The organism is Desulfovibrio oxyclinae DSM 11498 (genome assembly GCF_000375485.1).
GTDB classification, from domain to species: Bacteria; Desulfobacterota; Desulfovibrionia; order Desulfovibrionales; family Desulfovibrionaceae; genus Pseudodesulfovibrio; species Pseudodesulfovibrio oxyclinae.
The window spans coordinates 175,394-195,926 of the sequence record NZ_AQXE01000006.1; the positions used below are offsets into that span (position 1 = coordinate 175,394).

The 20,533-nt window shown below is 58.3% G+C and carries 36 protein-coding genes; 4 read left to right on the forward strand and 32 right to left on the reverse strand.

What is annotated here, in order from left to right; all coding sequences use genetic code 11:
- Nucleotides 1-13: 13 nt before the first annotated feature.
- Together B149_RS0108275 and B149_RS0108280 are read right to left on the reverse strand one after the other, a co-directional pair.
- On the reverse strand, nucleotides 14-763 hold the full coding sequence (locus B149_RS0108275) for a tetratricopeptide repeat protein (RefSeq protein WP_018124718.1): 750 nt from the start codon (nucleotides 761-763) through the stop codon (nucleotides 14-16).
- Between the two features lie 92 nt (nucleotides 764-855).
- Nucleotides 856-1,695: a 1,4-dihydroxy-6-naphtoate synthase gene (locus tag B149_RS0108280; protein ID WP_018124719.1), complete on the reverse strand. Its 840-nt coding sequence runs from the start codon at nucleotides 1,693-1,695 to the stop codon at nucleotides 856-858.
- A gap of 128 nt (nucleotides 1,696-1,823) precedes the next feature.
- Between B149_RS0108280 and B149_RS0108285 the strand changes: the two genes are divergently transcribed.
- Genes B149_RS0108285 through B149_RS0108300 form a run of 4 tightly spaced genes read left to right on the forward strand, consistent with a single transcriptional unit; the run spans nucleotide 1,824 to nucleotide 5,450 of the window.
- Nucleotides 1,824-2,462, forward strand: coding sequence for a TetR/AcrR family transcriptional regulator (locus B149_RS0108285; RefSeq protein ID WP_026167529.1), 639 nt, complete (start codon nucleotides 1,824-1,826; stop codon nucleotides 2,460-2,462).
- A complete protein-coding gene (gene mqnE, locus B149_RS0108290) occupies nucleotides 2,459-3,565 on the forward strand; it encodes an aminofutalosine synthase MqnE (protein ID WP_018124721.1) in 1,107 nt (368 codons plus the stop codon). Before B149_RS0108285 ends, mqnE begins: the two co-directional genes overlap by 4 nt.
- Entirely contained in the window at nucleotides 3,559-4,623 is a 1,065-nt protein-coding gene (gene mqnC, locus B149_RS0108295) for a cyclic dehypoxanthinyl futalosine synthase (protein ID WP_018124722.1), read from the forward strand. Before mqnE ends, mqnC begins: the two co-directional genes overlap by 7 nt.
- Nucleotides 4,620-5,450, forward strand: coding sequence for a menaquinone biosynthesis protein (locus B149_RS0108300; protein WP_018124723.1), 831 nt, complete (start codon nucleotides 4,620-4,622; stop codon nucleotides 5,448-5,450). The genes mqnC and B149_RS0108300 overlap by 4 nt, the downstream gene beginning before the upstream one ends.
- On the opposite strand, the gene B149_RS0108305 is transcribed toward B149_RS0108300, so the two are convergent.
- The 30 genes from B149_RS0108305 to rpsJ form a co-directional block, all read right to left on the reverse strand.
- Nucleotides 5,375-6,352 carry a selenium metabolism-associated LysR family transcriptional regulator gene (locus B149_RS0108305; RefSeq protein WP_018124724.1) on the reverse strand — a complete coding sequence of 326 codons (978 nt, stop codon included), beginning with the start codon at nucleotides 6,350-6,352 and terminating at the stop codon, nucleotides 5,375-5,377. The two genes, B149_RS0108300 and B149_RS0108305, sit on opposite strands and share 76 nt — an antisense overlap.
- A 100-nt stretch (nucleotides 6,353-6,452) precedes the next feature.
- The gene (rplQ, locus tag B149_RS0108310; RefSeq protein WP_018124725.1) at nucleotides 6,453-6,866 is read right to left on the reverse strand and encodes a 50S ribosomal protein L17; all 414 of its coding nucleotides are present in this window, start codon (nucleotides 6,864-6,866) and stop codon (nucleotides 6,453-6,455) included.
- Nucleotides 6,856-7,896, reverse strand: coding sequence for a DNA-directed RNA polymerase subunit alpha (locus B149_RS0108315; protein ID WP_018124726.1), 1,041 nt, complete (start codon nucleotides 7,894-7,896; stop codon nucleotides 6,856-6,858). The genes rplQ and B149_RS0108315 overlap by 11 nt, the downstream gene beginning before the upstream one ends.
- A 12-nt stretch (nucleotides 7,897-7,908) precedes the next feature.
- Nucleotides 7,909-8,535, reverse strand: a complete 627-nt coding sequence (gene rpsD, locus B149_RS0108320) for a 30S ribosomal protein S4 (protein WP_018124727.1) — start codon at nucleotides 8,533-8,535, stop codon at nucleotides 7,909-7,911.
- A gap of 18 nt (nucleotides 8,536-8,553) precedes the next feature.
- A complete protein-coding gene (gene rpsK / locus B149_RS0108325; RefSeq protein ID WP_018124728.1) occupies nucleotides 8,554-8,940 on the reverse strand; it encodes a 30S ribosomal protein S11 in 387 nt (128 codons plus the stop codon).
- 71 nt (nucleotides 8,941-9,011) lie between these two features.
- Nucleotides 9,012-9,383, reverse strand: a complete 372-nt coding sequence (gene rpsM / locus B149_RS0108330; protein WP_018124729.1) for a 30S ribosomal protein S13 — start codon at nucleotides 9,381-9,383, stop codon at nucleotides 9,012-9,014.
- Nucleotides 9,384-9,397: 14 nt separating this feature from the next.
- Complete coding sequence (gene rpmJ / locus B149_RS18300; RefSeq protein ID WP_083909188.1) at nucleotides 9,398-9,511, reverse strand: 50S ribosomal protein L36; 114 nt, start codon at nucleotides 9,509-9,511, stop codon at nucleotides 9,398-9,400.
- Nucleotides 9,512-9,622: 111 nt separating this feature from the next.
- Nucleotides 9,623-10,393 carry a type I methionyl aminopeptidase gene (map, locus tag B149_RS0108335; protein WP_018124730.1) on the reverse strand — a complete coding sequence of 257 codons (771 nt, stop codon included), beginning with the start codon at nucleotides 10,391-10,393 and terminating at the stop codon, nucleotides 9,623-9,625.
- 2 nt (nucleotides 10,394-10,395) lie between these two features.
- Nucleotides 10,396-11,712, reverse strand: a complete 1,317-nt coding sequence (gene secY / locus B149_RS0108340; RefSeq protein ID WP_026167530.1) for a preprotein translocase subunit SecY — start codon at nucleotides 11,710-11,712, stop codon at nucleotides 10,396-10,398.
- Nucleotides 11,713-11,732: 20 nt separating this feature from the next.
- Complete coding sequence (gene rplO, locus B149_RS0108345; protein WP_018124732.1) at nucleotides 11,733-12,194, reverse strand: 50S ribosomal protein L15; 462 nt, start codon at nucleotides 12,192-12,194, stop codon at nucleotides 11,733-11,735.
- On the reverse strand, nucleotides 12,191-12,364 hold the full coding sequence (gene rpmD / locus B149_RS0108350) for a 50S ribosomal protein L30 (RefSeq protein WP_018124733.1): 174 nt from the start codon (nucleotides 12,362-12,364) through the stop codon (nucleotides 12,191-12,193). Before rpmD ends, rplO begins: the two co-directional genes overlap by 4 nt.
- 10 nt (nucleotides 12,365-12,374) lie before the next feature.
- On the reverse strand, nucleotides 12,375-12,866 hold the full coding sequence (gene rpsE / locus B149_RS0108355; RefSeq protein ID WP_026167531.1) for a 30S ribosomal protein S5: 492 nt from the start codon (nucleotides 12,864-12,866) through the stop codon (nucleotides 12,375-12,377).
- A gap of 14 nt (nucleotides 12,867-12,880) precedes the next feature.
- Entirely contained in the window at nucleotides 12,881-13,234 is a 354-nt protein-coding gene (gene rplR, locus B149_RS0108360) for a 50S ribosomal protein L18 (RefSeq protein WP_018124735.1), read from the reverse strand.
- Nucleotides 13,235-13,246: 12 nt separating this feature from the next.
- The gene (gene rplF, locus B149_RS0108365; protein ID WP_018124736.1) at nucleotides 13,247-13,783 is read right to left on the reverse strand and encodes a 50S ribosomal protein L6; all 537 of its coding nucleotides are present in this window, start codon (nucleotides 13,781-13,783) and stop codon (nucleotides 13,247-13,249) included.
- Between the two features lie 10 nt (nucleotides 13,784-13,793).
- The gene (gene rpsH / locus B149_RS0108370; protein ID WP_018124737.1) at nucleotides 13,794-14,177 is read right to left on the reverse strand and encodes a 30S ribosomal protein S8; all 384 of its coding nucleotides are present in this window, start codon (nucleotides 14,175-14,177) and stop codon (nucleotides 13,794-13,796) included.
- 17 nt (nucleotides 14,178-14,194) lie between these two features.
- Complete coding sequence (locus B149_RS0108375; RefSeq protein WP_018124738.1) at nucleotides 14,195-14,380, reverse strand: type Z 30S ribosomal protein S14; 186 nt, start codon at nucleotides 14,378-14,380, stop codon at nucleotides 14,195-14,197.
- Nucleotides 14,381-14,390: 10 nt separating this feature from the next.
- Nucleotides 14,391-14,930 carry a 50S ribosomal protein L5 gene (gene rplE, locus B149_RS0108380; protein ID WP_018124739.1) on the reverse strand — a complete coding sequence of 180 codons (540 nt, stop codon included), beginning with the start codon at nucleotides 14,928-14,930 and terminating at the stop codon, nucleotides 14,391-14,393.
- A gap of 9 nt (nucleotides 14,931-14,939) precedes the next feature.
- A complete protein-coding gene (gene rplX, locus B149_RS0108385; RefSeq protein WP_018124740.1) occupies nucleotides 14,940-15,254 on the reverse strand; it encodes a 50S ribosomal protein L24 in 315 nt (104 codons plus the stop codon).
- Between the two features lie 9 nt (nucleotides 15,255-15,263).
- Nucleotides 15,264-15,632, reverse strand: coding sequence for a 50S ribosomal protein L14 (gene rplN, locus B149_RS0108390; protein ID WP_018124741.1), 369 nt, complete (start codon nucleotides 15,630-15,632; stop codon nucleotides 15,264-15,266).
- Nucleotides 15,633-15,641: 9 nt separating this feature from the next.
- Nucleotides 15,642-15,908 carry a 30S ribosomal protein S17 gene (gene rpsQ, locus B149_RS0108395; RefSeq protein WP_018124742.1) on the reverse strand — a complete coding sequence of 89 codons (267 nt, stop codon included), beginning with the start codon at nucleotides 15,906-15,908 and terminating at the stop codon, nucleotides 15,642-15,644.
- Between the two features lie 3 nt (nucleotides 15,909-15,911).
- Nucleotides 15,912-16,103 carry a 50S ribosomal protein L29 gene (gene rpmC / locus B149_RS0108400; RefSeq protein WP_018124743.1) on the reverse strand — a complete coding sequence of 64 codons (192 nt, stop codon included), beginning with the start codon at nucleotides 16,101-16,103 and terminating at the stop codon, nucleotides 15,912-15,914.
- A complete protein-coding gene (rplP, locus tag B149_RS0108405; protein WP_018124744.1) occupies nucleotides 16,103-16,519 on the reverse strand; it encodes a 50S ribosomal protein L16 in 417 nt (138 codons plus the stop codon). Before rplP ends, rpmC begins: the two co-directional genes overlap by 1 nt.
- Nucleotides 16,519-17,160 carry a 30S ribosomal protein S3 gene (gene rpsC / locus B149_RS0108410; protein ID WP_018124745.1) on the reverse strand — a complete coding sequence of 214 codons (642 nt, stop codon included), beginning with the start codon at nucleotides 17,158-17,160 and terminating at the stop codon, nucleotides 16,519-16,521. The genes rplP and rpsC overlap by 1 nt, the downstream gene beginning before the upstream one ends.
- A gap of 2 nt (nucleotides 17,161-17,162) precedes the next feature.
- A complete protein-coding gene (rplV, locus tag B149_RS0108415) occupies nucleotides 17,163-17,495 on the reverse strand; it encodes a 50S ribosomal protein L22 (RefSeq protein ID WP_018124746.1) in 333 nt (110 codons plus the stop codon).
- 10 nt (nucleotides 17,496-17,505) lie between these two features.
- Nucleotides 17,506-17,781 (reverse strand): 30S ribosomal protein S19, encoded by a 276-nt coding sequence (gene rpsS, locus B149_RS0108420; protein WP_018124747.1) that lies wholly within the window; start codon nucleotides 17,779-17,781, stop codon nucleotides 17,506-17,508.
- Between the two features lie 11 nt (nucleotides 17,782-17,792).
- Nucleotides 17,793-18,623 carry a 50S ribosomal protein L2 gene (gene rplB, locus B149_RS0108425; RefSeq protein ID WP_018124748.1) on the reverse strand — a complete coding sequence of 277 codons (831 nt, stop codon included), beginning with the start codon at nucleotides 18,621-18,623 and terminating at the stop codon, nucleotides 17,793-17,795.
- A 3-nt stretch (nucleotides 18,624-18,626) separates the two neighbouring features.
- Entirely contained in the window at nucleotides 18,627-18,917 is a 291-nt protein-coding gene (gene rplW, locus B149_RS0108430; RefSeq protein WP_018124749.1) for a 50S ribosomal protein L23, read from the reverse strand.
- Nucleotides 18,917-19,537 (reverse strand): 50S ribosomal protein L4, encoded by a 621-nt coding sequence (rplD, locus tag B149_RS0108435; protein WP_026167532.1) that lies wholly within the window; start codon nucleotides 19,535-19,537, stop codon nucleotides 18,917-18,919. The genes rplW and rplD overlap by 1 nt, the downstream gene beginning before the upstream one ends.
- Nucleotides 19,538-19,557: 20 nt before the next feature.
- Nucleotides 19,558-20,190, reverse strand: coding sequence for a 50S ribosomal protein L3 (rplC, locus tag B149_RS0108440; RefSeq protein ID WP_018124751.1), 633 nt, complete (start codon nucleotides 20,188-20,190; stop codon nucleotides 19,558-19,560).
- A gap of 10 nt (nucleotides 20,191-20,200) precedes the next feature.
- Nucleotides 20,201-20,518: a 30S ribosomal protein S10 gene (gene rpsJ, locus B149_RS0108445; protein ID WP_018124752.1), complete on the reverse strand. Its 318-nt coding sequence runs from the start codon at nucleotides 20,516-20,518 to the stop codon at nucleotides 20,201-20,203.
- Nucleotides 20,519-20,533: the final 15 nt, after the last annotated feature.

The following is a 20,533-nucleotide window of genomic DNA, read 5'->3' on the forward strand; positions in this document are numbered from 1 at the left end:
CGCCCTCCTGCGGCTAGGCCAGTCCCTTCTTCTCAATGTAGGCCTTGATCTTGAGCCCCTCGGGATGGTTCGGGGCCAGCGCGAGACATTCGTTCGCAGCCTCCAGCGCCTGTCGGTAATTACCGCTTTCGAACTCGGCCCGCGAGAGGTTGTAGAAAAGATTCTCATCGTCGCGGGTCAGCTCCAGCGCGCGCTGATAGTAATCCACGGCCTCGTCGAACATTTTCTTCTTGCGCAACTCGATGCCGTATTCGTTGAACAGATGCTTGTGTTCGTCCTGAAAGGCGGCGTCCAGCTTGATGATGCGGTCGAAGACCTCCTTGGCCTTGTCCTCCTCGCCGCGCTGCATGTAGCACATGCCGATGCCGAAGTTGGCGCGCACGTTCTGCTCGTCGAGCTGAAGCGCCTTGCTGAACTCGAACTCCGCCGTGAAGGTTTCGCCGCGCTTGCGTCGCTTTTCGCCGCGCGCCACGGCCTTTTGCACCTCACGGAGCTTGCTCATGACCTCGTTGTAAAGCGACGGCTCAGGAAGATAATCCTCCAGCAGCTCGTCCTTGGTGATTTCCGCCTTGGCGCCGGATGGCACGTTCTCCGGATTAAGTCCCTGAAGAACCACCGTGTCCTCATCCACCTGCTCGGCAAAGAAGTACACCTGCTGCTTGACGCGCCGCGCCGTGGTTCCGGTGCCTATTTTCCCGGTCTTTTCAATGGAAAAAACACCTTTTATGTAATTGTCTTCTTCAACATGAGGAAGCGTTGCCATGCGAGTACCTCGTCTTCAGTCCCTTTTGTGAATGTCCCGCAACCATACCGGGAAATCCGTCGCAAGAAAAGTCGCTAAACACATCTCCGGACTCAGGCAAAGACACCGCCTTCCGGCGGTTTGCAATCCGCCTCGCGACTGGCCTCGCCAAGCAGTGCCGTCACTGCCCGCTCACCTTCCTCGCCCACATCAAGGCTGTAGTCGGTCACGAATGTTTCGATATGCCGTGCGACCACTCCCGCGTCCATTTCCTGAGCGTGGGATCGTATCCACTGGCGTCCGGCTTCAGGATTCTCTCTGGCGTACAGGATGCTCCGGCGCACGGCCTCGTCCAGCTCGCGTATCATCTCCGATCCCAAGCTGCGGCGTACGGCAATGGCTCCCAGCGGAATGGGCAGGCCGCGGCTTTGCTCCCACCAGTCGCCAAGGTCCAGCAGTCTGGCAAGCCCGTGCTCGGCAAAGGTGAAGCGGCCTTCGTGGATGACCACCCCGGCCGCCACGTCGCCGCGATTCACCGCAGGCATGACCTCATCGAAAACCATCTCCATCCGCTCCGGCTTCAGGTCCTTTTCCCGGCAGCAGAGCCCGAACAGCAGGTTCGCGGTGGTCATGCGGCCCGGGATGGCCACCTTGCGGCCGTCCAGATCGTCGAGGCTCACGCCTTCCTTCGCCACGAGAATCGGGCCCACACCGAAGCCCATGGCACCGCCGGACCGCAGCAGCACATATTCATCCAGCACACCGGCGGCGGCCGCCACCGAGAGCTTGCAAACGTCTGCTTCTCCGCGCCGGGCCATGCCGTTGAGCACCTCCACATCCGCCAACACCGGATCGAAACGCACCGGGGCGTCCACGAGACCATGCAGCAGGGCGTGGAAAATAAATGTATCGTTAGGACAGGGGGATATGCCAATTCTGAGTATATCTGTCATGATTATTTCTCCGGGAACCCTTTTTCCGGTTTGACACGGACGGCGGTCATGTCTATTGGTGATGACCACCCGGTCACCGAATACCTTCGCGGACCGGCAAAGGCAAGGACGATATGGGCGGAAACGGCATGGACACCTTCAAGCGCCTCGACGTTGAGAAACGCGAGCGCATCCTCGACGCTGCTGCGGGCGAGTTCGCCTGCCACGGCTTCCACAAGGCGAGCGTCAATCGTATTGTGGGCGCAATCGGCATCGCCAAGGGCTCGCTTTTCAAATACTTCGGCACCAAACAGGGGCTGTTCGAATATCTCTTCGAACGCGCTCTTGAGCGGGTCAAGGCTCCCCTCAAGGAAGTCCGCACGAAGACCGAAGGGCAGGACTTTTTCCTGCGCCTGCACGCCGTGGCGCACGCTGCCGCAGGATTCGCCGTGGAGCATCCCCGAGCCTATCGCATCTACCTCAAGATGCTCTTTCAGGAAGACTTTCCCCTTCGCGACAGGGTGCTTCAGGCCCTGCGCGACGAGTTCGCCGACTTCCTCGGCCCCATGGTGGATGCCGCGGTCGAAGCCGGAGAACTTCGGGCGGACGTACCACGCGACGCCGTGGTCTTCCACATTCAGGCAGTCATCGACCGCCTGCTGCAGGGGGCGCAGGTTCCCGGCCTCGACGGCGGGCTGGACTTCTCGGCCCCCGGCGCACTGGCCGAAAGACTCGACGAACAGCTCTGCATCATCCGCTACGGACTTGCCGCAAAGGAGCAACAATGATCTTCAAGACAGAATATTTCGAAAGCATCGGCCTCGCGGACATTCGCGAAAAAGTGGCACGCGGTGAGCGCCTGACTGCCGAAGAAGGCCTGCGGCTCTTCGAGTGCCCCGAACCGCTGGCCGTGGGTGCCCTCGCCAACTTCTCCCGTAGCCGCATGCACGGGCAGCGCGCCTATTACGTGGTGAACCGCCATGTGAACTACACCAACGTATGCGTCAACGCCTGCACCTTCTGCGCCTATCAGCGCGAGGAGGAAGAACAGTCGGGTGCGTTCCGCCTGACCACGGAGGACGTGCTGCAAAAGCTCGCCAGCAGCCCCGCCGTACCGCGCGAAGTGCATATCGTGGGCGGCTGTCATCCCAAGCTGCCGCTTACCTATTTTGAAGAGATGCTTTCCGCGATCCGTGCCGAGTACCCGGAGACAGTTCTGAAGTGCTTCACCGCTGTGGAAATTGGTCATTTTGCCCAGCTTGAAGGCATCGACTCCAGAGAAGTGCTCGAACGCCTCCAGCGGGCCGGGCTCGATATGCTTCCCGGCGGCGGAGCCGAAATTTTCGCTCCCCGCGTCCGCGAACAGGTCTGCCCGCGCAAGCTCACCGGCGACCAGTGGCTGGACGTGCACCGCAAGGCACACGCACTCGGCATGAAGACCAACTGCACCATGCTCTTCGGCCATATCGAGACCCGCGAGGAGCGGCTTGATCATCTGACCCGGCTGCGTGAGCTGCAGGACGAACACCACGGCTTCGTGTGTTTCATCCCCCTGCCCTTCCTTACGGAGAACAGCGCCCTTCGCATCGACCACCCTCTCACCGGACTGGAAAAGCTGCGCACCATCGCCGTGAGCAGGCTCATGCTCGACAACGTCCCGCACATCAAGGCCTACTGGGTGATGCTCGGCGTCAAGGAAGCGCAGGCCGCCCTCAAGTTCGGCGCGGATGATTTCGACGGCACGGTTGTCGAGGAAAAGATCGGCCACGAAGCCGGAGCCTCCACCTCGCAGGGCATGACCCGCGAGGGTATCCGCGAAATGATCGAAGGATGCGGCTTCTCTCCCGTGGAGCGCGACTCCTACTTCAACTCCGTGGAGGAACAGTGCTGAACCGTATTTTCGAAAAAGTGATCGCCGGGGAGCGCATCGGCTTCGATGAGGCCGACCTGCTCTACTGCGAAGCCGACTTCCACGAGCTGGGGACGCTGGCCCACGCCGTTCGCATGCGCAAGCATCCCGAAAAAGCCGTCACCTATGTGGTGGATCGCAATATCAATTATTCCAATGTCTGCACCTGTGGCTGCAAGTTCTGCGCATTCTACAAGGCCCCGGACGCCGAGGGCGGCTATGTGCTGGACTTTGACGAACTGGATCGCAAGATCGAGGAAACCCTCGCGCTCGGCGGCACCCAGATTCTCATGCAGGGCGGGCACCATCCCGATCTGCCGCTGTCCTGGTACGAAGACATGCTACGCCACATCAAAGCCAATCACGCCGTGCACGTCCATGCATTCTCTCCCCCGGAGATCGTGTACTTCAGTGAACTGAACGACATGACGCCGCGCGAGGTCATCCGCAGACTGCACGAAGCCGGGCTCGATTCCATCCCCGGCGGCGGCGCCGAGATTCTTGTGGATTCCGTCCGCAGCGAGATCGCTCCGAGAAAATGCCCTGCAGGCGAATGGCTCGGGGTGATGGAGGACGCGCACCATCTGGGGCTGAAAACCACCGCCACCATGATGTTCGGCCACGTCGAATCTGCCCGGCAACGCTTGGAACACCTTTTTGCCGTTCGCGAGCTTCAGGACCGCACCGGCGGATTCACGGCGTTCATTCCGTGGACATTCCAGCCGGACCATACGGCCCTGTCCCACTGCCGCAAGCTCACCAGCATCGAATACCTGCGGATGCTCGCAGTATCGCGCATCGTGCTGGACAACGTGGACAACGTGCAGGTTTCGTGGGTGACCATGGGCCCGGACATTTCGCAGCTGGCCCTGTTCTTCGGCGGAAACGATTTCGGCTCCACCATGATCGAGGAAAACGTGGTCAAGGCGGCCGGGGTGTCCTTCAGGCTCTCGCGCAACGAGATACACCGTCTGGTGCGGGACGCAGGCTTCGAGCCGCGCCAACGCAGCATGGATTACACCGTGCTGGAGGACAGATGATCCGCCTCGGCAGGATCGGCTACCTCAACGTGTTGCCGATTTACCATCCCATCGAATCCGGAAGCATGGGCAACGGATACGAGATCGTCTCCGGTCCGCCAGCGGAGCTCAACGACCTGATGTCCCGCGGCCAGCTGGACGTGTCCTCCACGTCAAGTATCGAATACGCTCGCAATCCGGAGCGGTATTATCTGGTGCCGAATCTGGCCATCGGCAGCTGCGGGCCGGTGCAAAGCGTCCTGCTGCTTTCACGCCGGCCGGTGGAAGAGCTGGATGGCAAGACCATTCTGGTGAGCTCCCAGACCCATACTTCGGCCGCTATGCTGAAAATTCTGGCCAGCCACTGGGGCATTACCCCCGAATACGTCACCGGTGACGCCACGAGCACGTTATCTACCGGCGAACGACCGGAAGCGATTCTGGCCATCGGCGACGAGGCGCTCAACCTGCGTTATCACCCGGACTACCCCGTTCGTATTGATATGGGCGAAGCATGGCGCGACATGACCGGACTGCCGTTCGTTTTCGGCGTCTGGGTTGTCCAGCGCGCGGACTTCGAAGCACGCCCGGAAGAAGTCAGACAGGCCTGCGACGTGCTGCTGCGCTCCAAGAAATGGGGCAACGAGCACATCGAGACCATCTGCGAACTTGCCTGCGAGAACAGTTGCCTCGACATGGCGGAGATGCGCTCATACTTTGACGGGCTTGTGTACGACATCGGCCCCGAAGAGCTTGCGGGGCTGCGACGGTTCTACGCGGAGTTGGCCTCCACCAGCCTGATAGACGCCGAGCCCGAGCTGGTCTTTCTGCCCGGCATGAGCTGCTGAGGCAGCGTCTCCCGCGCGTTTTCCACATAGGCGAGAAATGCCCGCATGGCCGGATACAGCTTTCGGTCGCTGAGGTATGTCAGGTAAAAACGACGCCGCTTTCGAAGCTCCGGCACGTCAAGAAGCACCAGATCCCCGCTTTCCACATACCGCTGAACGGCAAGTTGCGACGTGGCGCTGACGCCGACTCCGGCGAGCACACATTCGATCACCGCCGTGGTGCTTCCCACGTGGGAAACCACGTTGAGATTCCTGAGTCCCCCACAGGCGTCCAGTGCGTCCTCAAGGGACTTTCTGGTACCTGACCCCTTTTCCCGCATGATCCACGGCAAGGAAAGGACACTTTCAAGCGGTGTGCCGTTCTCTCCGTCCAGGCTTTTAGCCAAAGCCGGAGAGGCAACCACAACCATATCGTCTTCCATCAAAAGACTTGATGCAAGTCCGGGCAGATCAGGCTTGGAGCCGACAAGGCCGAGCGAGAGGTCGCCGTTGTGAACGCGTTTGAGAATCTCAAGCGTGTCAGAAACATCCACTGAAAACGTCACCCCGGGGTGCATCCGCATAAACCCGGATATCAGACGAGGCAGGATCAGGTTGGCCGGAATGGTGCTGCCGCCTATCTGCAACTCACCCACGACTTTGTCGCGCAGCATGTGGATCTCTGACTGCACGTCATCAAGGCTCTGGAAGAGCTCCTTGGCCGTGCGATAGAGTAAATCCGCAGGCTGCGTGGGTACCGTGCGCTTGCCGAGCCGATCGAACAGAAGCACGCCCAATTCGTCTTCAAGATGAGAGATGTGGGAACTGATTGTCGGCTGAGAAAGAAATAGCTCCTGTCCGGCCTTCGAAAAGCTTCGCAGCTCGAAAACCTTACAGAAAGCCTCCAGCTTTCGGATATCCATGTGCAACCCCTCTATAGATATTGATAGATGGGGTCTATGGTTACGCTCAAAAAAAAGGCAGGTCAAGCGACCTGCCTTTTTGAACTCGTTGTGCTGCCGTTTATGCTTCGGCTTCTTCAGCCTTGGGGGCTTCGGGAGCTTCTGCTTCGGCAGAGCCGCGCTTGGTCAGCTCGATAATGACCATGGGAGCGCAGTCGCCGCGGCGCGGGGTGGAGAGCTTGACGATACGGGTGTATCCGCCCTGTCCGCCCTCGAAACGCGGAGCGATTTCGTCGAACAGACGCTGCACCAGCTTGTGGTTGTTGAGCGTCTTGTATGCCTGACGGCGAGCGTGCAGGTCGTTCTTCAGGGCCAGGGTGATGAGCTTTTCAACAACCCTGCGAAGTTCCTTGGCCTTGGCCTCGGTGGTGCGAATCCGCTCGTAGGTCAGCAGAGCCTTTGCCATGTTGCGGAACATGGCCCTGCGGTGGGAGTCGCTCCTATTGAGCTTGCGTCCGGATTTTCTATGCCTCATTTTTTTCCTTCCTCTTCAGCCATTCCTGATATTTCTTGTCGAAATCCTCGACGGTCATGCCGAACTTCAGGTTCATGCTGTCCAGGACACGGCGAATCTCGTCGAGAGACTTCCGCCCGAAGTTCTTAGTCTTGAGCATCTGGGCTTCGGTGCGCTGCACCAGTTCGCCCACGAGCTGGATGTTGGCGGCCTTGAGGCAGTTGGTGGCGCGCACGGAGAGTTCAAGCTCGTCGATGCTCTTGAAGAGGTTCGGATTGAGGTCGATGGTCTCTTCGTCTTCCTTGGACGACTCCGTATTCACTTCATCGAAATTGATGAACACGGAAATCTGGTCCTTGATGATTTTTGCGGCGTAGGCGCAAGCATCTTCGGGAATGACGGATCCATCGGTCCAGACCTCGAGGATCAATTTGTCATAGTTGGTCATCTGGCCAACGCGCGCCTGCTCCACGGAGTAGGCGACCTTGGTGATGGGGGAGTAACTGGCATCCATGATGATGAGCCCGATCTCGTCGGCGAGCCCTTCATGCATTTCGGCGGGCACGTAGCCCTTGCCCATGCGGACTTCCAGTTCCATCTTCAGTTCCCTGTCTTCGGACAGGGTGCAGATGACCTGATCGGGATTGAGAACCGAGACGTTCTGGTTCTCCTGAATCATGCCTGCAGTGACCTGGCCCTGCTTGTCCGCTTCGAGGGTCAGAATCTGAGCCTCGTCGGTGGTCATGGCCAGACGGACCTGCTTGAGGTTCAGAACGACCTCGGTCATGTCCTCCATGATCCCGGGCAGGGTGGTGAACTCGTGCTGAACGCCTTCGATACGCGCCGCCACGATGGCCGCTCCCTGCATGGAGGAGAGGAGCACACGGCGGAGCGCATTCCCGATGGTGGTAGCGTAGCCACGCTCAAGCGGCTCGCAGATGAACTTCCCGTAAGTCTGAGAGGACTTGGGGTCGCGCACCACCTTTTCGGGCTTTTCCAGCAGGGTCCAGTTTCTGGTGTTAACCAGTTTGTCGTCGTTCTGAATAAGCATTCATCCCACCTGTTATTTGGAGTAAAGCTCGACGATGAGCTGCTCGTTGATGGGGAACGTGATGTCTTCCCTCTTGGGCAGGGCCTTCACAACGCCCTTGAAGTTATCGGCGTCCACTTCCAGCCACTCGGGGCAGCCGCGGCGGCCGATGACTTCCTGAGCCTCGCCGATGACGGGAATCTTGCGGGACTCTTCACGCACGGTGATCACGTCTTCCACCTTGACGAGCATGGACGGAATATTCACGCGACGACCGTTCAGAACGAAAATGCCGTGCAGAACGAGCTGACGGGCCTGATCGCGGGAGTTTGCGTAACCCATGCGGTAGACCACGTTGTCGAGACGACGTTCGAGAAGGGTGAGCAGGTTGTGACCCGTGTGACCCTTCATCGAGTCAGCGCGCTGATAGTAGGTGCGGAACTGGCCTTCCAGCACGCCGTACATGCGGCGAACCTTCTGCTTTTCACGCAGCTGAACGGCGTAGTCGCTGAGCTTCTTGCGCATGCGACCGGCGTGACCCGGAGCGTAAGGGCGCTTGTCGTAAGCGCACTTGTCCGTGTAGCAGCGGTCGCCCTTGAGAAACAGCTTACCACCTTCACGGCGGCAGAGCTTGCATTTGGCTTCGGTATATCTTGCCACGACTGAACTCCTTGGAACTTAAACCCTGCGGCGTTTGGGCGGACGGCAGCCGTTGTGCGGAATCGGGGTGATATCCCGAATGTACGCTACCTTGAAGCCGACTGCGTTGATTGCACGCATGGCGGCTTCACGACCGGAACCGGGGCCCTTCACCATCACGCCGACAGTACGCATACCGTGTTCCTGGGCGCGACGCGCTGCGGATTCGGCTGCGATCTGGGCGGCGAACGGAGTGCTCTTGCGGGAACCCTTGAAATGGGCGCCGGCAGAGGCCCAGCTCACCACATTGCCCTTCGCATCAGTGAAGGTAATGATGGTGTTGTTGAACGTGGCCTTGATGTGGGCCACGCCAACAGGGACGTTCTTTTTCTCTCTTTTCTTGCCGGTACGGCGGGGTCTAGCCATTGCTGACTCTCCCTATAGTAAGTATTTGCTAGCACGTCGAAGGCCGAAGCCCGCGACGTCCATGTATAGCGCTATTTTTTCTTCCTGCCGACCACGGAACGACGCGGACCCTTGCGGGTGCGTGCGTTGGTGTGGGTGCGCTGTCCGTGACAGGGCAGCCCACGACGGTGGCGAAGCCCACGATAGCAGCCGATATCCATCAGGCGCTTGATGTTGGAGGAGACTTCGCGACGGAGGTCGCCTTCAACCTTGTAGTTGGCTTCGATCTCGTTACGGATGGAGTTGACTTCTTCAGCAGAGAGGTCGTCGGACTTCTTCTGCCAGTCAATCTTGACCGAGTCGAGAATCTCCAGGGCCGTGGTGCGGCCGATTCCATAGATGTAGGTCAGCGCAATATCCATGCGCTTGTTCCTAGGCAGGTCTACACCAGCGATACGTGCCACAGCTAATACCCCTCTTAACCTTGACGCTGTTTGTGCCGGGGGTTGTCACAGATGACCCGCAGCACGCCATTGCGCCTGATGATTTTGCACTTAGGACACATTTTTTTCACAGAAGGTCTGACTTTCATGACCGTCTCCAGTGAATGCTTATTCGGCCTTATGAGGCCAACTTAAAAACGAAGCTGTCTCTTCTACAGCAGCGGCTGCAAAAGAGCAAGTATTTTAGTTATGGTCCCTTCCTAGTCGGAAAGGCTCAGTATTTGCGGTCCCGAAGACGTTATCGCCACCGTGTGCTCGAAGTGAGCAGACAACTTTCTGTCCTTGGTAACGGCGGTCCAGTCGTCGTCGAGGACCTCTACTTCGTGACTCCCGGCGGTGACCATCGGTTCGATGGCGATCACCATGCCCGCCTTGAGCGGAACGCCAGTGATTCCCTGGGGCACGAAGTTCGGGATCTCGGGCTTTTCATGAAGCCGCGCGCCGATCCCGTGTCCGACGAAACGCCGGACGATCCCGAAGTCGAAACCTTCAACATACGTCTGTATTGCCGCGGAGACGTCGAAGAGGTTATTGCCGGGACGGGCCTGTTCTATTCCCTTCATCAGCGATTCCTTGGTGACGTCCATAAGCTGACGGGCCTCATCAGTCACCTGGCCCACCGGAAAAGTCCGGGCGGAATCGCCGCAGAATCCTTCGTACACGACGCCCATGTCGAAGCTGACTATGTCTCCTTCCTTCAGGATACGGTCCTTGGAAGGAAAGCCGTGCACTATCTCCTCGTTGACGGAGCAACACAGGGCGAAGGGAAAGCCCTGATAGCCCAAAAATGCCGGGCGGACGCCGTGCTCTTCGCACCTTGCCCGGCAGATTTCCTCGAAGTGAATGGTGGGAACGCCTGGCTCAACATTCCGGCCCAATTCATCGAGAATCGTCGAAACAATGCGATTGGCCTCACGCATGAGGCCAATCTCTTTATCGTTCTTGAGGAAAATTCCTCTGTATTTCTTCAAGGCTATTGCCTTCCTTTCACTTTGGCGCCCTTGCCCATCAGACCTTCGTACTGACGAGAAATCAGGTGGGATTCCACCTGGCCCATGAAGTCCATGGCCACGCCGACGACAATGAGCAGGGCCGTACCGCCGAAGTAGAACGGCACGTTGAGTTGGGCGATCAGCAGCATCGGCAGCACACAGATGGCGGCCACGTACAGGGACCCCCACAGGGTGATGCGGGCGAGAACCCGGTCGATGTATTCGCGGGTCTTGGCACCCGGACGGATGCCCGGGATGAAGCCGCCCTGCTTCTGGATATTCTCGGAGATGCCCTTCGGATCGAAGATAATCGCCGTGTAGAAGTAGCAGAAGAAGATGATGATCGCCACATACAGTACGTTGTAGAGCACCGAGGTCGGGGTCAGCATCTGACTGATCGACTGGAGCCACTCAACGCTGGAGAAGTTCGCGACGGTGGCCGGGAACATCAGGATCGAGGAGGCGAAGATGGGCGGAATAACACCTGCGGTGTTGATGCGCAGGGGCAGATGCGTTGTCTGCCCGCCGAACATTTTGCGACCCATCTGCCGCTTCGCGTAGTGAATGGGAATCCGACGCTGGCCGCGTTCCATGAACACGATGAACGCCAGCGTAGCCACCATGACCGCCATGATGATCAGCAGCAGGAAAAGGCTGATCTCGCCAACGGTCATGAGGCGGAAGGTGTTGAAGATGGCGGAAGGAAGACCGGCAACGATACCTGCAAAAATGATCAGGGATATTCCGTTGCCGATCCCTTTTTCCGTCAACTGTTCACCCAGCCACATAAGGAAGACGGTTCCCGTCGTCAGGGTCAGGATGGTCATCAGCTTGAAGCTCCAGCCGGCATGCATCACCACCGGAGAACCGGAGGGAGAGGTCATGCCTTCGAGGCCTACTGCGATGCCGAAACCCTGAACGATCGTGATGAGCACGGTGCCGTAGCGGGTATACTGGGTGATCTTCTTGCGTCCTGCTTCGCCCTCTTCCTTCTGCATACGCTTCAGCTCGGGGCTGACCACGGTCAGCAGCTGAAGGATAATAGAGGCGGAGATATAGGGCATGATGCCCAGTGCGAATATGGACAGATTCTTCAGGCCGCCGCCGGAGAACATGTCGAACAGGCCGAACAGTGTGTTCTGCGCGTTCGCAAAGAAGTCGGCGAGAGCGCTGCTGTCGACGCCCGGAACGGGAATATGAATTCCCAGTCGGTAGACAGCGAGCAGCACAAACGTCCACAAGAGCTTCTTCTTCAGCTCGGGCAGGCGGGCCAGGTTTTCCACTCCAGACAGTGCCACGGGTACCCCTTCCGTTTTATCTATTCAGGCGAGTTTTCGCCTTCAATGGCCTTGGCGTTGCCGCCGGCCTTGGCGATCTTGTCGGCAGCGGAGGCGCTGAAACGGTGCGCTTCCACGGTAACCTTGCGATCAACCTCACCCATGCCGAGGACCTTGACCGGAGCGCCGCGCTTGGCGAGACCGCGATCGTAGATGTCGACCAGAGTGATTTCTTCCTTGCCATCGAACATGGCCAGCAGCTGCCCCACGTTCACGACTTCGTATTCCGCACGGAAGATGTTCTTGAAGCCGCGCTTGGGCAGGCGGCGGGCAAGAGGCATCTGACCGCCCTCGAAGCCGGGGCGAACACCGCCGCCGGAGCGGCTGTTCTGACCCTTGTGGCCCTTGGCACTGGTCTTGCCCCAGCCGGAACCGGAACCGCGGCCTATGCGACGGCGGTTCTTGTATTCTTCCGGGAACGGGTAGAGTTCATGAAGTCTCATTGTTCCGTAACCTCCACCAGGTGCTTCACTTTTTCGATCATGCCCCGGATTTCGGGACGGTCCTCAAAGGTCTTCTCCTGGCGGATTTTGCGCAGGCCCAGGGCGTCCAGAGTGGCCACCTGTTTGGGCTTGTTTCCGCATTTGCTTCTGATGAGCTTAACCTTAAGCATTTCCGTCTCCTTACTTCCTGGGCGTGGAAACCGGGCAACCGCGCAGCTTGGAAACGTCCTCGGCGCTGCGCAGGGAGGCCAGGCCTTCCACGGTGGCACGAAGCACGTTGTGCGGGTTGTTGGTTCCGATTGCCTTGGTCAGGATATCATGGACGCCCACGGCTTCCATGACAGCACGCACCGGGCCACCGGCGATGATACCGGTACCGCGGCTTGCGGGCTTCATCAGCACCCGGCCGGCACCGTAGCGACCCAGAACCTGATAAGGCAGGGTGCCCTCGAGCAGCGGCACGGAGATCATGTTTTTCTTGGCTCTGTCGGAAGCCTTACGGATGGCCTCGGGGACCTCGTTGGCCTTTCCGAGTCCATATCCGACACTACCTTCGCCATCGCCGACAACCACAAGGCAGCTGAAGCTGAAGCGGCGGCCGCCCTTGACGACCTTGGCAACGCGATTGAGGTAGACGATCTTCTCGATGAGACCGGATTCGTTCTGTTCCATCATGGCGTCAACCCCTAGAACTTCAGGCCACCTTCACGAGCGCCGTCGGCCAGAGCCTTGACTTTGCCGTGATAGATGAAGCCGTTGCGGTCGAATACGACCGATTCAATCTTCTGCTCAATGGCCCTAGCCGCGATATCCTTACCGACTTTGGCAGCGCTCTCGCGGTTGGCCTTCATCTCGGTGTCGTCCTTGCCCAGCACCTGCGTAGAGGCGCTGCACAGGGTCTGGCCGGCATTGTCGTCCACGAGCTGGGCGTAAATGTGCCGGTTGGAGCGGAAGACGACCAGCCTCGGCCTTTCGGCGGTACCGAAGATCTTCTTGCGAATGCGGATCTTCCTGCGGTGTCTTGCGTTCATGTTTTTCATTTTTTACCCATCCTACTTGGAGCCGGACTTGCCAGCCTTGCGCTTGATGATTTCGTCAGCGTACTTGATGCCCTTGCCCTTGTAGGGTTCCGGCGGACGCACGCGACGGATCTGAGCCGCAGTCTCGCCAACGAGCTGCTTGTCAGAGCCGGAGATGGTCAGCTTGCTACCTTCGGCAGCGGCCTCGATTCCGGCGGGGAGATCAAACTCAACCGGATGGGAGTAGCCGACGTTCAGGACGACTTTCTTGCCCTGCACTGACACCTTGTAACCAACACCGATCACTTCCAGACCTTTCTGGAAGCCCTTGGTGACACCTTCCACGCAGTTGGCGAGGAGGGTGCGACGGAGACCGTGCTGGCTACGGGCGATACGGGACTCATCAGCGCGACCGACATTGATCACGCCGCCTTCAACGGTATAGACGACCTTCGGGTGCACCGGAGTGGACAGGGTCCCCTTGGGGCCCTTGACCGTGATCTCCTCCGCGCCGACCTGAATGTCGACGCCCGAAGGAATCTCTATTGGTTTTTTACCGATTCTGGACATGTGTACCTCGTTACCAGATTTCGCAGAGCAGTTCGCCGCCCACGTTGGCTTCGTGAGCTTTTGCACCCTCGAGCACGCCCTTGGACGTGGAGACGATGCAGATACCAATGCCGTTCTGCACGCGAGGGATGTCCTCGACGCCCACGTAGCGACGGCGACCCGGGGTGCTCACCTTCTTCATTCCGGTGACAAGGGGTTTGCCGTTTGCGTACTTCAGGGTGATGACGATATCCCCGCCCTCGACAGTGTAATCGGCGATGTAGCCTTCCTCTTTCAGGATGCCGGCGATGCCTTCCTTGATCTTGGAAGCGGGCACCGCAACGCTGGTGTGGTATGCACCGTAAGCGTTCCTGACACGGGTCAGCATATCGGCTATGGGATCAACAACAGCCATTATATTCTCCTTGGAAATTACCAGCTCGACTTGCGCACGCCGGGCAGTTCGCCTGCCAGGGCCTTGTTCCTGAAGCAGATACGGCAGATGCCGTAGCGGCGCAGGAAGGCCCGGGGACGTCCGCAAATGGGGCAGCGGTTGTATGCGCGCACCTTGAATTTGGGCTTGCGCTGTGCCTTCACTTTCAGAGCAGTTCTGGCCATGGTATTTCTCCTACTTTTTGAAGGGCATTCCGAGAAGGTCAAGAAGCTTCTTGCCTTCCTTGTCAGTCTTGGCCGACGTCACCACGGTGATGTTCATGCCCTTGACTCGTTCCACACCGTCGATCTCCAGTTCAGGGAAGATCGTGTGTTCCTTCACGCCCAGGGTGAAATTGCCACGACCGTCAAACCCTCTGTCCGGCACGCCGCGGAAGTCGCGAACGCGCGGAAGGGCGAAATTGACAAGCTTGTCGTAGAAGTCCCACATCCTGTCCTCACGGACGGTGACGCGGACGCCGACAGGCATGCCTTCACGAAGCTTGAACGCTGCGATGGACTTCTTGGCCCGAGTCACCACGGCACGCTGGCCAGCGATGCGGGAGAGTTCCTCCACTGCGTCTTCAATCAGCTTGTTGTTCTGGCTGCCCTCGCCCAGACCGATGTTCAGAGAAATCTTCTGCAGTCTGGGGATTTCCATGGGGCTCTTGTATCCGAACTCTTTCTGCAGTTCGGACACGACCTTTTCTTTATATACGCTTTCCAGACGAGTCATAACGCCACCTTACTTGAAGGTCTCACTGCATTTCTTGCAGTAACGGACCTTCTTGCCGTCTTCGGTCTTCTTGTACCCGATGCGAGTCGGCTTGGTGCAGGCGTCGCAAACGACGGCCACATTCGACACGTTGATCGGAGCTTCCTTTTCAACAATACCGCCGGGCTGGTTGACGTACGGGTTGGGCTTGGTGTGGCGCTTGACCATATTCACCTTCTCAACCAGGACCTTGTCCTTCTTGCGGAGGATCTTCAGGACCTTGCCGATTTTTCCCTTGTCCTTCCCGGCGATCACCATGACCTTGTCATCTTTGCGGATTTTCATGGTTACCTCTTAGAGAACCTCGGGAGCGAGGGAAACGATCTTCATGAAGCCGGCGGCACGCAGTTCGCGTGCGACGGGTCCGAAAATACGGGTTCCGACGGGCTCCATGTTATTGTTCAGCAATACGGCGGAGTTGTTGTCGAACTTGATGAAGGAACCGTCCGGGCGGGCGATTTCCTTCTTGGTCCGGACAACGACAGCCTTCATGACCGCGCCCTTCTTCACCTTGGAATGGGGCATGGCCTCCTTCACGGAAACGACGATGATGTCTCCGACACTGGCGTAACGACGACGGGAACCGCCAAGCACCTTCAGACAGGATACTTTTTTGGCCCCCGAGTTGTCAGCCACGTCGAGCTTGGATTCAACCTGAATCATCTCTCTACCCTACTTGGCTTTTTCGACAATTTGCACGAGGTGCCACCGCTTGCGGCGGCTGAGGGGCCTCGATTCCACGATCTGGACCTTATCACCGGTGTTGCAGTCGTTGGCCGGATCATGCGCCATGACTTTCTTGCGCCGACGAATATACTTCTTCAGAAGCGGATGCTTGACCAGAGTCTCAACACGAACGACAACGGTCTTATCGGCCTTGTCGCTGATGACGAGACCGGTCAGCATGCGCCGGTTGCCTTGATTATTCAGCTCAGCCATTGGCTACGCTCCCTGCCTTTCCCGCTGAATCGTCAGGATGCGGGCTATGGTACGTTTCACGTCATTAAGCTGGCGGATGTTTTCAAGCTGCGCGGTGGCGTGCTTGAAGCGAAGGTCGAAAAGATCCTTGCGGAATTCGACCAGCTTTTCAGCCAGCTGGGTGTCGTCAAGTTCACGAAGTTCTTTGACGGTCATTACTCCGTTCCCTCCTTAACGACGATGGCGCACTTGACAGGGAGCTTGTAGGAAGCGCGCTTCAGCGCTTCGCGTGCGAGCTCGATGTTCACGCCTTTTACCTCATACATGATACGGCCCGGTCTCACGGGGGCGCACCAGCCTTCCGGGGCGCCTTTACCCTTACCCATGCGGACTTCCGCGGGCTTGGACGTGATGGGGAAGTCAGGGAAAACGCGGATCCAAACCTTACCGCCACGCTTGATGTGGCGCATGATCGCGACACGTGCGGACTCGATCTGCTGGCTGGTCAGTTTTCCATGCTCCAGTGCCTTCAGCCCAATATCGCCGAAGGACACGCTGTTACCCCTTTGGGCCTTGCCTCTGACGCGGCCTTTTTGCCGCTTGCGGTGTTTAACCTTCTTCGGAGCAAGCATTACTGTTCGACCTCTTTGTCAAGGATTTCACCCTTGAAGACCCACACACGGACCCCAATCACACCGTACGTCGTGGACGCGGTGGCGTAACCGTAGTCAATGTCGGCGCGAAGAGTGTGCAGGGGCACGCGGCCATCGCGGTACCATTCGGAACGCGCGATTTCTGCACCGGCCAGACGACCGGAACAAGCGACCTTGATGCCCTCGGCACCGAATTTCCTGGCAAGGCCCACCGTGCGCTTCATGGCACGGCGGAAGGCAATCCGGCGCTCCAGCTGCTGCGCGATGTTCTCGGCAACGAGCTGTGCTTCAGTTTCGGGCCTGCGGATCTCGCTAACCTCTATCGTAAACTCGGTCTGGAACTTCCTGCGAAGATCCTCCCGGAGTTTCTCAATTTCAACGCCCTTGCGACCGATAACGATACCGGGGCGGGCGGTGGAGATGATCAGGCGGATCTTGCCGCCGGCGCGTTCGATTTCGATGCGTGCGACGCCAGCCTGATACAGTTTTTTCTTCACGTACTTGCGGACCTTGTCGTCCTGCAGGACGTACGCGGGATAGTCCTTCTTACTGAACCAGCGGGACTGCCAGTTCTTGTTGTATCCCAGCCTGAAACCGTAAGGATGTACTTTCTGACCCATAGCTAAGCTTCCTTGACCACAACGGTGATGTGGCTCGTACGTTTGCGGATGCGGTAGGCACGACCCATTGCACGGGGCTTGATGCGCTTCCAAGTGGGACCTTCATTGACGATGATCTTGTCGATGACAAGGGCGTCAACGTCCACACCGGGCTTTTGTTCCGCATTGGCAATGGCAGAGTACAGGACTTTGCTCAGGATGCGGGCCGGCTTCTTCGGGGTGAAGCGCAGGACGTTCAGAGCGTCCTCCACCGGCTTACCTTTTACGGTCTCAGCCACAAGACGAGTCTTGCGCGGAGACACACGGATGAATTTGGCAACAGCTTTGGCTTCCATATTCTACCCCCTACTTACCCTTCTTCTTGTCGGCCACGTGGCCGTAGTAGGTACGGGTCGGGGAGAACTCGCCAAACTTGTGACCGACCATATTTTCAGTAACGAACACCGGGATGAACTTCCGGCCGTTGTGAACGGCGAAAGTCATGCCGACCATCTCGGGGATGATCGTGGACCGACGGGACCAGGTCTTGATGACGCGGCGATCGCCGGACTCGGAGGCCTTGTCGACCTTCTTGAGCAGGTGTCCGTCTATAAAGGGACCTTTCTTAAGAGACCTAGGCATGATCTAAACTCCTACTTCTGGCCGCGGCGCTTAACGATAAGCTTGGAAGAGGCCTTCTTCTTGTTGCGAGTACGGTAACCCTTTGCAGGCATGCCCCACGGAGAGACGGGGTGACGTCCACCGGAGCTTCTGCCTTCACCACCACCGAGGGGGTGGTCGATCGGGTTCATTGCCACGCCGCGAACCTGGGGACGGCGGCCCTGCCAACGATTGCGGCCGGCCTTGCCCAGTCTGATGCTCTCATGGTGCACGTTGCCGACCTGACCAACAGTGGCCATACAGGTAACGAGGACCTTGCGGACTTCACCGGAGGGCATGCGAAGCAGGCCGTACTTGCCTTCCTTCGCCACGAGCTGTGCATACGTGCCGGCTGCGCGGCAGAACTGTCCGCCACGACCGGGCTGCAGTTCGATGTTGTGCAGCACGGTACCAGTCGGGATGTCGCTGATGCGCAGGGCGTTGCCCGGCTTGATATCAGCGCCCTTCCCGGACAGAACGGAATCGCCCTGCTTCAGACCGACGGGAGCGATGATGTACCGCTTTTCGCCGTCTGCGTAGGTCAACAGCGCAATGCGTGCGCTGCGGTTCGGATCGTATTCGATCTCGGTGACCTTGGCGGGGATGCCCAGCTTGGACCGCTTGAAGTCGATAACGCGGTAAAGACGCTTGTGTCCTCCGCCGCGACGGCGAGAGGTCACGCGGCCGTAGTTGTTCCTGCCGGATTTTTTGGTCAGGCCTACGGTAAGGGACTTCTCGGGAGTGGTTCTCGTAATCTCCGAGAATTCGGAGACGGTCTGGAACCGCCGGCCCGGAGAAGTAGGCTTCATCTTACGGGTTGCCATTTGTTACACTCCCTCGAAGAATTCGATTTTTTCGCCCTCGGCCAGCTTCACGTAAGCTTTCTTGGAACCGGAGATGCGACCCATCACCCGGCCAAAGCGCTTGCGCTCGGAAGGCCTTTTCTTGACGATGTTCACGGATTCGACCTTGACGCTAAATGCCTCTTCGACGGCTTTCTTCACCTCGATCTTGTTCGAATCGGGGTGGACGTAGAAGGAGACGCAGTTCCCGGCTTCCTTGGCTTCGGTAGCCTTCTCGGAAATGACGGGCTTGATGAGAACTTGTGTGTAATCCATTACTTCAACCTCTCCTGCACGTCTTTGGCCGCGCCCTCGAACATAACCAGTTCGGGGTAACGCAGCACGTCGTAGACATTGAGCTTCTCGGCTTCGAGAATCTTGATGCCGGGAACATTCCGGGCAGAAAGGACGAGATTCTTATCAGCTTCCGAGACGACTATCAAGGCCTTTTCCAGACCGAGGCTCTTGACGACCTCGACAAAGCCCTTGGTTTTGATCTCGGGAAGATCAATGGTGTTGAGAACCGTCAGCTTCTCTTCGCCCAGACGGGAGGAGAGTGCCATACGCATGGCAAGCCTGCGGATCTTCTTGTTTACTTTAAAGCTGTAGTCACGGGGCTGGGGACCAAAAGTGGTCGCACCGCCACGCCACAGCGGGGAGCGCATGGTACCGGCGCGTGCGCGTCCGGTGCCTTTCTGGCGCCAGGGCTTGCGGCCGCCGCCGCGGATCGTAGAACGGGTCTTGGTCGCGTGGGTTCCACTCCTGCGGGCGGCGAGCTGCGAACGAACAACGAGCTGCAGAATCTCGGGGCGGATTTCAACCTCGAAGATTTCCGGAGCCAGCTCGATGGCGCCCACTTCTTTCTTACTCTGATCGAAAACTTTTACGTTTGCCATGATCATTTACCTCTAGCTCGCTAGCCGATTTTGCGGATCACAACCAAGCCGTCTTTCGGACCCGGAATCTGACCCTTCACCACAAGGATGTTTTCTTCGGGACGGATGTCCACGATTTCAACGCTGGGAACCGTGACGTTCTTGTTGCCCATCTGGCCGGGCATCTTCTTGCCCTTCCAGATGCGACCGGGGAACGTCGCGTTACCAACGGAACCAGTGGCGCGGTGGACCTTCTCGGCACCGTGCGATGCACGCTGACCGGCGAAGTTCCAGCGCTTCATGACGCCCTGGAAGCCTTTACCCTTGCTGCGGCCGGACACCTTGACCTTTTCACCCAGGGTGAACAGGTCGACGGAGAGTTCCTGGCCGAGTTCATATTCTTCAGGGTTCGCAATGCGGAACTCCTTAAGGTGACGGAACACGCCCTTGCCGGCCTTTTCGTGGTGGCCGCGCTGGGGCTTGTTGGTCAACCTTTCCGGCAGCTCGTCGTAGCCGAGCTGAACCGCACTGTACCCTTCCTTGTCGGTGGTCTTGATCTGCGTCACCGGGCACGGACCCGCCTGAATGACAGTGACAGGACAAATGGTGCCGTCATCCTTGAAGATACGGGTCATCCCCAGCTTCTTTCCGAGAATTCCAAGCGTTTTCGGCATGATATCCTCTCTAAAGCTTGATTTCCACATCGACACCGGCAGGCAGGGAAAGCTTGCCAAGGGAATCGACGGTCTGCTGGGTCGGCTCAAGGATGTCCAGCAGGCGTTTATGAATCCGCATCTCGAATTGTTCGCGGGACTTCTTGTCAACGTGTACCGACTTCTGCACCGTGGTACGGTGAATCTCGGTCGGAAGCGGGATGGGACCGGCAATGGCCGCACCGGTATTCCGTGCGGTATCGACGATCTCGGTCACCGCTTTGTCGAGAATGCGGTAATCGTACGCCTTCAGTTTGATCCTGATGCGATCGCTTGTCATGGAAGCCATAACTAGTTTCTCCTA

Bases quoted from the DNA above. Each gene is read 5' to 3' on its own strand.
- B149_RS0108375 (WP_018124738.1), bottom strand. From the start codon at position 14,380: ATGGCCAGAACTGCTCTGAAAGTGAAGGCACAGCGCAAGCCCAAATTC.
- rpsK (WP_018124728.1), bottom strand. From the start codon at position 8,940: ATGGCTAGACCCCGCCGTACCGGCAAGAAAAGAGAGAAAAAGAACGTC.
- B149_RS0108300 (WP_018124723.1), top strand. From the start codon at position 4,620: ATGATCCGCCTCGGCAGGATCGGCTACCTCAACGTGTTGCCGATTTAC.
- rplP (WP_018124744.1), bottom strand. From the start codon at position 16,519: ATGCTTGCTCCGAAGAAGGTTAAACACCGCAAGCGGCAAAAAGGCCGC.
- rpmC (WP_018124743.1), bottom strand. From the start codon at position 16,103: ATGACCGTCAAAGAACTTCGTGAACTTGACGACACCCAGCTGGCTGAA.
- rplV (WP_018124746.1), bottom strand. From the start codon at position 17,495: ATGGAAGCCAAAGCTGTTGCCAAATTCATCCGTGTGTCTCCGCGCAAG.
- B149_RS0108285 (WP_026167529.1), top strand. From the start codon at position 1,824: ATGGACACCTTCAAGCGCCTCGACGTTGAGAAACGCGAGCGCATCCTC.
- rpsJ (WP_018124752.1), bottom strand. From the start codon at position 20,518: ATGGCTTCCATGACAAGCGATCGCATCAGGATCAAACTGAAGGCGTAC.
- rpmD (WP_018124733.1), bottom strand. From the start codon at position 12,364: ATGCTTAAGGTTAAGCTCATCAGAAGCAAATGCGGAAACAAGCCCAAA.
- rplN (WP_018124741.1), bottom strand. From the start codon at position 15,632: ATGATTCAGGTTGAATCCAAGCTCGACGTGGCTGACAACTCGGGGGCC.
- B149_RS0108305 (WP_018124724.1), bottom strand. From the start codon at position 6,352: ATGGATATCCGAAAGCTGGAGGCTTTCTGTAAGGTTTTCGAGCTGCGA.
- rpsQ (WP_018124742.1), bottom strand. From the start codon at position 15,908: ATGGCTGAGCTGAATAATCAAGGCAACCGGCGCATGCTGACCGGTCTC.
- mqnE (WP_018124721.1), top strand. From the start codon at position 2,459: ATGATCTTCAAGACAGAATATTTCGAAAGCATCGGCCTCGCGGACATT.
- B149_RS0108315 (WP_018124726.1), bottom strand. From the start codon at position 7,896: ATGCTTATTCAGAACGACGACAAACTGGTTAACACCAGAAACTGGACC.
- rplD (WP_026167532.1), bottom strand. From the start codon at position 19,537: ATGGCAAACGTAAAAGTTTTCGATCAGAGTAAGAAAGAAGTGGGCGCC.
- rplF (WP_018124736.1), bottom strand. From the start codon at position 13,783: ATGTCCAGAATCGGTAAAAAACCAATAGAGATTCCTTCGGGCGTCGAC.
- rpmJ (WP_083909188.1), bottom strand. From the start codon at position 9,511: ATGAAAGTCAGACCTTCTGTGAAAAAAATGTGTCCTAAGTGCAAAATC.
- rplE (WP_018124739.1), bottom strand. From the start codon at position 14,930: ATGACTCGTCTGGAAAGCGTATATAAAGAAAAGGTCGTGTCCGAACTG.
- rpsE (WP_026167531.1), bottom strand. From the start codon at position 12,866: ATGGAACAGAACGAATCCGGTCTCATCGAGAAGATCGTCTACCTCAAT.
- rplX (WP_018124740.1), bottom strand. From the start codon at position 15,254: ATGAAAATCCGCAAAGATGACAAGGTCATGGTGATCGCCGGGAAGGAC.
- B149_RS0108275 (WP_018124718.1), bottom strand. From the start codon at position 763: ATGGCAACGCTTCCTCATGTTGAAGAAGACAATTACATAAAAGGTGTT.
- rplO (WP_018124732.1), bottom strand. From the start codon at position 12,194: ATGAGACTTCATGAACTCTACCCGTTCCCGGAAGAATACAAGAACCGC.
- rpsH (WP_018124737.1), bottom strand. From the start codon at position 14,177: ATGGCTGTTGTTGATCCCATAGCCGATATGCTGACCCGTGTCAGGAAC.
- rplB (WP_018124748.1), bottom strand. From the start codon at position 18,623: ATGGCAACCCGTAAGATGAAGCCTACTTCTCCGGGCCGGCGGTTCCAG.
- rplC (WP_018124751.1), bottom strand. From the start codon at position 20,190: ATGCCGAAAACGCTTGGAATTCTCGGAAAGAAGCTGGGGATGACCCGT.
- rplQ (WP_018124725.1), bottom strand. From the start codon at position 6,866: ATGAGGCATAGAAAATCCGGACGCAAGCTCAATAGGAGCGACTCCCAC.
- rplR (WP_018124735.1), bottom strand. From the start codon at position 13,234: ATGAAAAACATGAACGCAAGACACCGCAGGAAGATCCGCATTCGCAAG.
- rpsC (WP_018124745.1), bottom strand. From the start codon at position 17,160: ATGGGTCAGAAAGTACATCCTTACGGTTTCAGGCTGGGATACAACAAG.
- B149_RS0108280 (WP_018124719.1), bottom strand. From the start codon at position 1,695: ATGACAGATATACTCAGAATTGGCATATCCCCCTGTCCTAACGATACA.
- rpsS (WP_018124747.1), bottom strand. From the start codon at position 17,781: ATGCCTAGGTCTCTTAAGAAAGGTCCCTTTATAGACGGACACCTGCTC.
- rplW (WP_018124749.1), bottom strand. From the start codon at position 18,917: ATGGATTACACACAAGTTCTCATCAAGCCCGTCATTTCCGAGAAGGCT.